The sequence below is a fragment of the Pseudorhizobium tarimense genome (assembly GCF_022968135.1).
Taxonomy (GTDB): Bacteria; Pseudomonadota; Alphaproteobacteria; order Rhizobiales; family Rhizobiaceae; genus Neorhizobium; species Neorhizobium tarimense.
In genome coordinates, this window is the sequence record NZ_JALJRA010000009.1 from 221,432 (window position 1) to 229,817 (window position 8,386).

The following is an 8,386-nucleotide window of genomic DNA, read 5'->3' on the forward strand; positions in this document are numbered from 1 at the left end:
ACCAGGAGAGAACGACGATGGGAATGTCCTACTGGCGCTTTGCCGCCATGATCGCGACATCGACGGTAGTGATGTACGGGCTGATGTACCTCAACACCTACGCACTTGAGCACGTATACTGGAGCGAGACCCGTGCGTGGATGGCGCTTGTGATGGGGGCCACAATGTCGGTCATCATGCTCGCCTTCATGCTGGGCATGTACAAGAACAAGATGATGAACATGGTGATCTTCGGCGGCTCCGTCGCCGTCTTTGCACTGTCGTTGTGGCTCGTTCGAGGACAGGCGACGGTCGACGACGCCGAGTACATGAGCGCGATGATCCCCCACCACTCGATCGCCATCATGACCAGCGAGCGAGCCCAGATATCGGACCCGCGGGTGCGCAAGCTGGCCGACGAGATCATCGAGGCGCAGGAGCGGGAGATCGCCGAGATGAAGTATCTCATCAATGATCTGGAGGAGCGGGACTAATGGCCAAGACTTTATCGACGTTGAAGCTCTTCGTTGTGGCGGCGCCTGCCGTTCTTGCCGGATGCGGCGAGAACGCCGCGCCGGATGACATGGTGAATCCTCCACGGGCCGAAGAGGTTGCGCCGATAGTGCCTGCCAGCGAGGCGGTGTCAGGCGCCGATGTCCCAACCTTGGATCCTGCCACCATGGTCGATGCGGAAATTGCCAAGGTGCTAGGAGGTCCTCCGGGATGCACCTTCCGGTATACCAGTGCAGGCAATCCTGTGCTCGCTCTGGGAGCGGGCGACGGACCTATCACCGGTGCGATGAAGCTGGCCGGAAAGATGATCAGGTTGTCGGCAACGGTAGCCGAGGGTGGCGTCCGTGCGGAAGATCCTCCAGTCAGGATTTCGGTGAACCCCGAGGGAGATCCACGAGGGGGATCCGTGGAGGCCGAGATGGTGTTCGAAATCGGGGACCAGCTACGGGTTGGATATGGCGGCTATCTTCAGTGCGCCCGCTAGCACGCCACCCGATCGGGCGGATCGTCGGCCGTCATCTCCGCCACCCCTACGAGTTGCAAGCAAGATAAAGTCAAGCGCCCGAGGACGCAGGAGTCTGCTTTTGCGCTGTGCAGCCTCACAGCGGACGGTCTGGAGGCGGCCCCCTTGCTGACACGGTTTGGTGTTCGATCAGGCGGATGCGCGCAGCATCAGGTCCGATTTCAGCAAGATCTGATCCCGACGGAGCCTGACGTCGTCCGCATCGTCTGCCTCTCCCAGCTTCTTCAGGAGCAACCCGATCGCCAACCGTCCGATCTCGTTGTAGTTCTGCGCGACGGTAGTGATGGGCGGGCAGGCGTACTGGGAAAGGGGATGGTCGTCATGACCGGCCACCCTTAGGTCGAACGCGGCTCCATGACCGACCTTAAGGCCCTTCTGCCAGGCTGCGGCGATGACGCCGAACGCGAGGCGGTCGTTGGCGCAGACGATGGTGCGTGTCGGCAAGTTTTCCACGCGCTCCAACAGGCGGGAGGCCTCCTCGAATGCGAAGCGCTCGAAATCCCAGGTGCCGCCGGTGGAAATATCCAGAACCGCCGGTTTCAGACCGGCCGTCTCCATCGCCTCGATATAGACCTCGCGCCTGTGCCCGGCGTTCCGGTTGACTTCGGGCATCCCGAAGAAGCAGGGAGGTTCTCCGGACCGGCAAAGATAATCGACGATGAGACCGAAGCTCTGCCGGTTGTCGCTCCCGACGAACGAAGCCTCCTCGTCCGGAGGGGCGTCCACGTAGACCAGCGGGATGTCTCTTGCCAGTGCCCGGAGGGCCGAGTTCCTCGAAGTGGTGCCGATAGGTGCGATGATGGCCCCCGCGACGTTCATCGACTGTAGCGTGCTTACGGCGTCGTCTTCGACCTCCGGGCGCCCGTCTGACGAGAGCACAAATGCCAGAAACCCAGCCTCCGCGGCGATCGACTGAATCCGACGTGTCAACGCCATGTAGAAGGGATCCAGCGCATTTGGGATGATGATCCCGATGATGTTGCTCCTGCGCCGGTTGAGGTTGACCGCGAACAGGTTGGGCTTGAAGCCGGACTTGCGCAGGGCGTCCTCGATCGCTTCGCGCGTCTTCTTGCGTACCGAGGAGGGGTCGTTGAAGTACTTTGATACCGTCGGACGCGAGAGCCCGACGTACTCCGAAAAATCCTCCATCGTCTTGATCGGCTTTGGCACGTCCCCTCCGTCCCTGCTCTTGGCACGCTGTTCTATCACCGGATTCACTTCATGAAAGCCCGGCTCCGGGCCTCCATAGCCGTCAGGAGGATACGAACTGAACCTTCATCGTGGCTGGATCGGAAGGCTTCGTCAGAAAGTACGGGAGCATTTCGTCAAGCGGCAGCCTGTGGCTGACGAGCCGCGCCATCCGCCCATCGTCGGCCTTCAGTATTTCGAGCGCCTCCGGAATGTTGCGGTTCAACGAGTGCGAGCCGACGATCTTGAGCTGGCGGCGGAACACCTCGAACGGGTGGATCGCGATCGTCGCCATTGGCGGGCAGACGCCGAACAGCAGAGCCGTGCCGCCATCCTCCACCAGATCGATCATCTTCTCCACCACCGCCGGAACTCCGGTCGCGTCGGCCACGAAGTCGAAGGCATGGCGGCGGGATGAAAGAGCGTCCGAACCAGACACGGCCGTCTCGAGACCAAGAGCCGAGGCAAATGCCAGTCTGTCTTCGTTCACGTCCGCCACGGTCACGGTCCCCGCACCCTTTGCCTGCAGGGAGAGGGCCATGAGCAGTCCGATTGGACCGGCTCCAAAGACGATTGCGTTGGAAGGCGAGGGCGAGTCCTTTGCGACGCCCGCGGCTAACAAGCCGTTGAGCGTGCAGGCAAGGGGCTCTGCCAAGGCCGCGCGATCGAAGCTAAGGTCGCCGATCCCGTGGAGCTGGTCGGCCCGGACCAGGCTGTACTCGCCGAAGCCGCCGTCGTGGGTGACGCCGTAGGCTTTCAGGTCCGTGCAGAGATTGGTCAGCCCCTTACGGCAGGAGGTGCATGTGCCGCAGGGAAGGTTCGGATCGACCGCAACGCGGTCGCCCGCCCTAAATCCTTCCACATCGGCAGCAACGGCCTCGATCTCTCCCGCGTACTCGTGGCCGGGAACGACCGGAAAAGCACTCGAACCGTATCGACCGTGCAGCACGTCGATATCGGTATGGCAGAGGCCCGACGCCCGGACGCGGATCAGGGCATGCCCGTCCGGGAGTTCGCTGCGAAGTGGGAGGTCCGCCAGTACAGGCTGACCCTTCCCAATGAACTGAATGGCCCTCATGTGCGCGCCGCTCCCTTCAGTTCATCCAGTTGCCGCCGTCGACGTTGTACGTCTGGGCGAGGATGTAGTCGCTGTCTGAAGACGCGAGGAAAACGGCGAGTCCTTTGATGTCGTCTGGCGTCGCGAAGCGGCCAATAGGCACGGACTTCGCCACCTGCGCCTTCTTCTCGCCTGGCTTGAGACCTTCCCATTCCGCGAACTTTGCGTCGACGACTTCCCAATGCTCGCCGTCGACCACGCCGGGTGCGATGGCGTTGACGTTGATGCCGTGCTTGACGAGGGCGAGCGCCGCAGACTGTGTCGCCGAAATGATCGCAGCCTTCGAGGCGCAGTAGAGCGTGACGAGAGCTTCCCCGCGGCGGCCGGCCTGGCTGGCCATGTTGATGATCTTGCCGCCGCGCTTGCGCTCGATCATCACGTTGGAAACCGCGCGCATGACGAACAGCGGACCCTTCAGGTTGACGTCCATGACGCGCTGGTAGCTGTCTTCCGTGATACCGTTGATCGGCGCCATGTCGAAGATGGCGGCGTTGTTGACCAGGATGTCGATGCCGCCGAACTCGTTGTCGACGTCCTTCACGACTCGGTCGATGTCGGCGACGTTCGTCACGTCGAGCTTCACAGCCTTTGCCGCTTCCCCTATGCCGGACGCCGCTTCGGTTGCGCGCTCGATGTTGATGTCGGCGATGACGACCCTCGCGCCTTCGGCGACGAAGGCTTCCGCGAAGCCCAGGCCTATTCCCCGCGCACCGCCGGTTATGAAGGCAACCTTGTCTTTAAGTCTCATGGTCCGGTCTCCGACGAACCGCCTCACGCCGGGCGGTCGTTAATCTGGTTTTCATCCGTGCGATTGGTTGGTGCCCGACGCGTGGCGCCGGGCACCTGGGGAGGGGCCGCCGCGTACGGCGGCCAAGTCCTACTTGATGTAGCCGGCCCGCGTCATGTCGCGGGTCACCTGGGCCTGAGCGGCCTCGAGGACGGCGTCTACCGACTGCTGTCCCGCCAGAGCGGAGCTGATCTGCTGGCCGACAAAGGTGCCAATCCCCTGGAATTCAGGGATCGCTACGAACTGCACGCCGGTGTACGGCACCGGGTCCTTGGTCGGCTTCGCAGGATCTGCCGAGAGGATCGCCTCGAGCACCGTCTCCGCGAACGGAGCGGCCTCCTTGTATTCCGTCAGGGCGTAGGTCGACTTGCGGGTGCCAGGAGGTACCGCGACCCATCCTTCCGACTCGCCGACCATCTTGACGTAATCCTTGGAGGTCGCCCACTTCAGGAAGGACTTGGCGACCTCGGCCTTCTGTGTGCTTGCAGGAATTGCAAGGTTCCAGGACCAGGACCAGCTCGATCCCGCCGGCGTTTCCTCAACCGGTGCGCGGGTGAAGGCTACCTTGTCGGCCACCTGGCTCTGCTTAGGATCGTATACGCGTCCGGCAGCGGAGGTGGCGTCGATCCACATGGCGCATTGACCCGACGCAAACAGTGTCTGGTTCTCGTTGAAGCCGTTTGCCGTGGCGCCGGGAGGGCCGTACTTGGTCATCAGGTCGACGTAGTCGGTGATCGCCTTCTTCCATGGCTCGGTGTTGAGCTGCGGCTTCCAGTCCATGTCGAACCAGCGCCCGCCGTAGGTGTTCACCATGGTGCCGAGGAACGCCATGTTCTCGCCCCAGCCGGGCTTTCCGCGAAGGCAGATGCCATACTGGTTCTTCGACTTGTCCGTCAGCTTCTCCGCGTACTCCTTGATCTGATCGTAGGTAGGCTGTTCGGGCATGTCGATACCGGCGGCCTCGAACAGGTCCTTCCGGTAGAGCGTGAACGAGCTCTCCGTGTAGAACGGCACGGCATATAGCTTCCCGTCTACCGTGAGACCGGCTTTGATCGGCTCAAGCAGGTCGTCGTAGTCGTAGTCATCGCCGAGGTCGTCGACGGGCGTAAGCCAGCCCGCCTTGCCCCAGATCGGGGCTTCATAGCCGCCGATCGTCATGACGTCGAATTGTCCGCCGCCTGTGGCGATGTCCGTCGTGACGCGTTCACGGAGAACGTTTTCTTCGAGGATGATCCAGTTGATCGTGTTGCCGGTCTCCTGTTCCCAGGCCTTCGACAGTTTCTGCATGATGATCATGTCGCCGTTGTTGACGGTCGCCACCGAGATTTCCTCGGCTTGAGCGATGCCTGCGATCAGGCCGAAGCCCACGGCGGAAGACATAAGGATGCTGGCTTTGACACTCATGACAATCTCCTCCATTGCGAGTGTTGATACGCATAAAACTTACATGCGTAAACTTTTATTGCGCTCAGGGTTCGATCTGTCAAGCGGAGGAGGAGCCGCCATCAGCCCGAAAATGTGCTGCATTGCAGCATAAATACGCGGAAAAGCGCCTTTTCTGCGCTTCGTCGGATTGGATTCATAGGAGATTTGAGTTTTGGGACGCGGACGATGAATGGATATAAAGTTTACGCGCGACAAAATCTGTTTGACATCGACTTTGGCTCTTCCTATTCATTCGCGGCCTCCGGTCGATCCGGAGCGTAATGCGAGTACCTGGGAGGAGCCATGAGAGACGCACCCGTTCTTGCTCCGGAGAGCCTGGGCCCGACGATCACCGCGGGAGAGATCCTTGTCGAGATCATGTCGACGTCCGTCGGAAACGGCTTCCTCGAGCCGATGCCGCTGGTGGGGCCTTTCCCCAGCGGGGCACCCGCGATCTTCGTCGACCAGGTGGCGAGGCTCGGTGGCGCCGCGGGAATCATCTCGGCGGTCGGCGACGACGACTTCGGTCGGCTCAACATAGAGCGGCTGAAGAGGGACGGGGCAGACGTATCCGCTATCGAGGTCCTGCCGGACGCTCCGACTGGCAGCGCATTCGTCCGCTACCGTGCTGACGGAGAGCGGGACTTCGTATTCAACATAGCAAGGTCCGCATCTGGCCAGATCCGGATGACGGACGCCGCAAGGGCTCTCATCTCGCGTGCGGGGCACGTGCATGTGATGGGATCCGCGTTCGCCATTCCCGGCATCGGCCGGATCCTGTCCGAGGCGGTCGCTTCCGTGAAGGCGAGGGGAGGAACGGTTTCGTTCGATCCGAACGTTCGCAAGGAACTGGTCGCGGGGCAGGGCGAGGCGAAGAAGCGTTTCGACGAGATTCTTTCGGTGGCCGACCTCCTTCTTCCGTCGGGCGAGGAGCTGTCGGTCGCGGCGGGAGTAGACGAGGAGGAGGCTGCCGTTCAGGCACTCCTGTCGCGAGGCCTGTCGGAGATCGTCCTGAAGCGGGGCGCCCTGGGATCGTCCTTCTTTAGCCGCAACGACCGCGGTGACTGTCTGGCGTTCAGGGTGGACGAGCTGGATCCTACCGGAGCGGGCGACTGCTTCGGTGCGACCTACGTGACCTGCCGGAGGCAGGGTCGTTCTCCTGTGGAGTCCCTTCGATACGCGAACGCGGCAGGCGCACGAACAGTTACCCGCCAGGGTCCCATGGAGGGCGTCTCGACCTTCGCCGAACTCGACAGATTTGTTGAAGAAAACAGACTGGAGGCCTGACATGAGCAGCCATCTGCTTGACCTTGCGATAGCGCACCGCACCGGCTCCCCGCGTGGCATAACCTCCGTCTGCTCGGCCCATCCCACGGTCATCCGTGCGGCGGTGCGCCGGGCGTCCGAGACGAAACAGCCTGTCCTGATCGAGGCGACCTGCAACCAGGTCAATCATCTCGGCGGCTACACGGGCATGACGCCGGCCGACTTCGTCGAACTGGTGGAAGCGATCTCGGTGGAGGAGGGGCTTGATAGAAGCCTCCTCGTCTTCGGAGGAGACCATCTCGGTCCGAACCCTTGGCGGAAGGAGCCTCCCCAAGCGGCCCTTGCCAAAGCGCGCGACATGGTCGAGGCCTACGTCGCGGCGGGATTCGGCAAGATCCATCTCGACACCTCCATGGGCTGTGCCGGCGAGCCGGCGGCTCTGGACGACAGAACGATCGCCTCGCGGGCTGCGGACCTGTGCCGTGTGGCCGAGGCCGCCGCAAAGGCCGCGGGTCTTTCTCTACCTGTGTATGTGCTCGGAACCGAGGTTCCGGTTCCCGGAGGGGCGGACCATGTGCTCGAAACCGTAGAACCCACTGCGCCTGAAGCTGCCAGGAACACGATCGCCATCCACCGGGAGATATTTCAGGCGGCGGGTCTGCAGGAGGCGTTCGAGCGCGTTCTTGCGTTCGTCGTCCAGCCAGGGGTGGAGTTCGGAAGCGAGAACGTGGTCCAGTACGAGCCGCCCAAGGCTGCGGCGCTCGCGGCCGTGCTGCAGGAACATGATGGGCTTGTCTTCGAGGCGCACTCGACGGACTACCAGTCGGAGAGGGCGCTTGCCGCCCTGGTGCGCGACGGCTTCCCGATCCTGAAGGTCGGGCCCGGCCTCACCTTCGCCTATCGCGAGGCGCTCTACGCTCTCGACATGATCGCAACCGAACTTGTACCCTCCTATGGCGACCGTCCGCTGGCAGTTGTGATGGAGAGGCTGATGGTCGAAGACCCCCGCGACTGGCAGGGTCACTACCACGGTGACGAGACGTCGCTCCGGCTGCAGCGTCACTATAGCTACAGCGACCGGATCCGGTACTATTGGAACCGGCCCGAGGCGGCTTCCGCGGTTCAGAAGCTTGAAGAGGTCCTGGACGGCCGGACGATTCCGCTGCCGCTTCTGCACCAGTTTCTTCCGGGCCTGGCGGCCCCCGGTATGACGGTGGAAGGATTGCTGCTGGCGGCCGTCGAGGATGTGCTCGCGGTCTATGATCGAGCGGTGCGTCAAGCATCGCATTAGGTCTGGAGAACACTTGCTACGGCGAGAAACCGGGAGGGATCCTTCAATGGCAACACAGAACACACGGGGCCTGGCCCGCCTGATGATGGCACCGTCGGTCATTCTTCTGCTGGTCTGGATGATCGTGCCGCTCTCGATGACGCTGTGGTTCTCGTTCCAGAACTACAACCTCCTCAATCCCGGTAATGTCAGCTTCGCCGGCCTCTTCAACTATCGCTTTTTCTACACCGATCCCGCCTTCTTCCAGTCGATCTGGAACACGCTGATGATCGTCGGCGGGGTCCTGCTGATCACGAT

Annotated in this window: 8 protein-coding genes and 1 pseudogene; 5 read left to right on the top strand and 4 right to left on the bottom strand. The window is 62.2% G+C overall.

Annotated elements, in window-relative coordinates; genetic code table 11:
* The first annotated feature begins 23 nt into the window (after positions 1-23).
* Both MUU54_RS13155 and MUU54_RS13160 read left to right on the top strand, forming a co-directional pair.
* Positions 24-473: a DUF305 domain-containing protein gene (locus tag MUU54_RS13155; RefSeq protein ID WP_247244488.1), complete on the top strand. Its 450-nt coding sequence runs from the start codon at positions 24-26 to the stop codon at positions 471-473.
* Positions 473-976 carry a DUF6692 family protein gene (locus MUU54_RS13160; RefSeq protein WP_247244473.1) on the top strand — a complete coding sequence of 168 codons (504 nt, stop codon included), beginning with the start codon at positions 473-475 and terminating at the stop codon, positions 974-976. The genes MUU54_RS13155 and MUU54_RS13160 overlap by 1 nt, the downstream gene beginning before the upstream one ends.
* A 168-nt stretch (positions 977-1,144) precedes the next feature.
* Here MUU54_RS13160 and MUU54_RS13165 read toward each other — a convergent pair whose 3' ends face one another.
* From MUU54_RS13165 to MUU54_RS13180, 4 genes are all read right to left on the bottom strand, one after another.
* Positions 1,145-2,164 (bottom strand): LacI family DNA-binding transcriptional regulator, encoded by a 1,020-nt coding sequence (locus MUU54_RS13165; protein WP_247244489.1) that lies wholly within the window; start codon positions 2,162-2,164, stop codon positions 1,145-1,147.
* A gap of 103 nt (positions 2,165-2,267) precedes the next feature.
* Positions 2,268-3,281, bottom strand: a complete 1,014-nt coding sequence (locus MUU54_RS13170; RefSeq protein ID WP_247244474.1) for a zinc-dependent alcohol dehydrogenase family protein — start codon at positions 3,279-3,281, stop codon at positions 2,268-2,270.
* 16 nt (positions 3,282-3,297) lie between these two features.
* Complete coding sequence (locus MUU54_RS13175) at positions 3,298-4,068, bottom strand: L-iditol 2-dehydrogenase (protein WP_247244475.1); 771 nt, start codon at positions 4,066-4,068, stop codon at positions 3,298-3,300.
* A gap of 129 nt (positions 4,069-4,197) precedes the next feature.
* A complete protein-coding gene (locus tag MUU54_RS13180; protein ID WP_247244476.1) occupies positions 4,198-5,511 on the bottom strand; it encodes an ABC transporter substrate-binding protein in 1,314 nt (437 codons plus the stop codon).
* A gap of 324 nt (positions 5,512-5,835) precedes the next feature.
* On the opposite strand from MUU54_RS13180, the gene MUU54_RS13185 reads away from it, so the two are divergent.
* From MUU54_RS13185 to MUU54_RS13195, 3 genes and pseudogenes are all read left to right on the top strand, one after another.
* Positions 5,836-6,819, top strand: a complete 984-nt coding sequence (locus tag MUU54_RS13185; protein ID WP_247244477.1) for a tagatose kinase — start codon at positions 5,836-5,838, stop codon at positions 6,817-6,819.
* Between the two features lies 1 nt (position 6,820).
* Positions 6,821-8,089, top strand: coding sequence for a D-tagatose-bisphosphate aldolase, class II, non-catalytic subunit (locus tag MUU54_RS13190; RefSeq protein WP_247244478.1), 1,269 nt, complete (start codon positions 6,821-6,823; stop codon positions 8,087-8,089).
* Positions 8,090-8,135: 46 nt separating this feature from the next.
* A pseudogene (locus MUU54_RS13195) lies at positions 8,136-8,386 on the top strand (sugar ABC transporter permease); the annotation flags it as partial.

Coding starts and splice junctions, on each gene's coding strand:
- MUU54_RS13155 (WP_247244488.1), top strand. CDS start 24: ATGTCCTACTGGCGCTTTGCCGCCATGATCGCGACATCGACGGTAGTG.
- MUU54_RS13160 (WP_247244473.1), top strand. CDS start 473: ATGGCCAAGACTTTATCGACGTTGAAGCTCTTCGTTGTGGCGGCGCCT.
- MUU54_RS13165 (WP_247244489.1), bottom strand. CDS start 2,164: ATGGAGGATTTTTCGGAGTACGTCGGGCTCTCGCGTCCGACGGTATCA.
- MUU54_RS13170 (WP_247244474.1), bottom strand. CDS start 3,281: ATGAGGGCCATTCAGTTCATTGGGAAGGGTCAGCCTGTACTGGCGGAC.
- MUU54_RS13175 (WP_247244475.1), bottom strand. CDS start 4,068: ATGAGACTTAAAGACAAGGTTGCCTTCATAACCGGCGGTGCGCGGGGA.
- MUU54_RS13180 (WP_247244476.1), bottom strand. CDS start 5,511: ATGAGTGTCAAAGCCAGCATCCTTATGTCTTCCGCCGTGGGCTTCGGC.
- MUU54_RS13185 (WP_247244477.1), top strand. CDS start 5,836: ATGAGAGACGCACCCGTTCTTGCTCCGGAGAGCCTGGGCCCGACGATC.
- MUU54_RS13190 (WP_247244478.1), top strand. CDS start 6,821: ATGAGCAGCCATCTGCTTGACCTTGCGATAGCGCACCGCACCGGCTCC.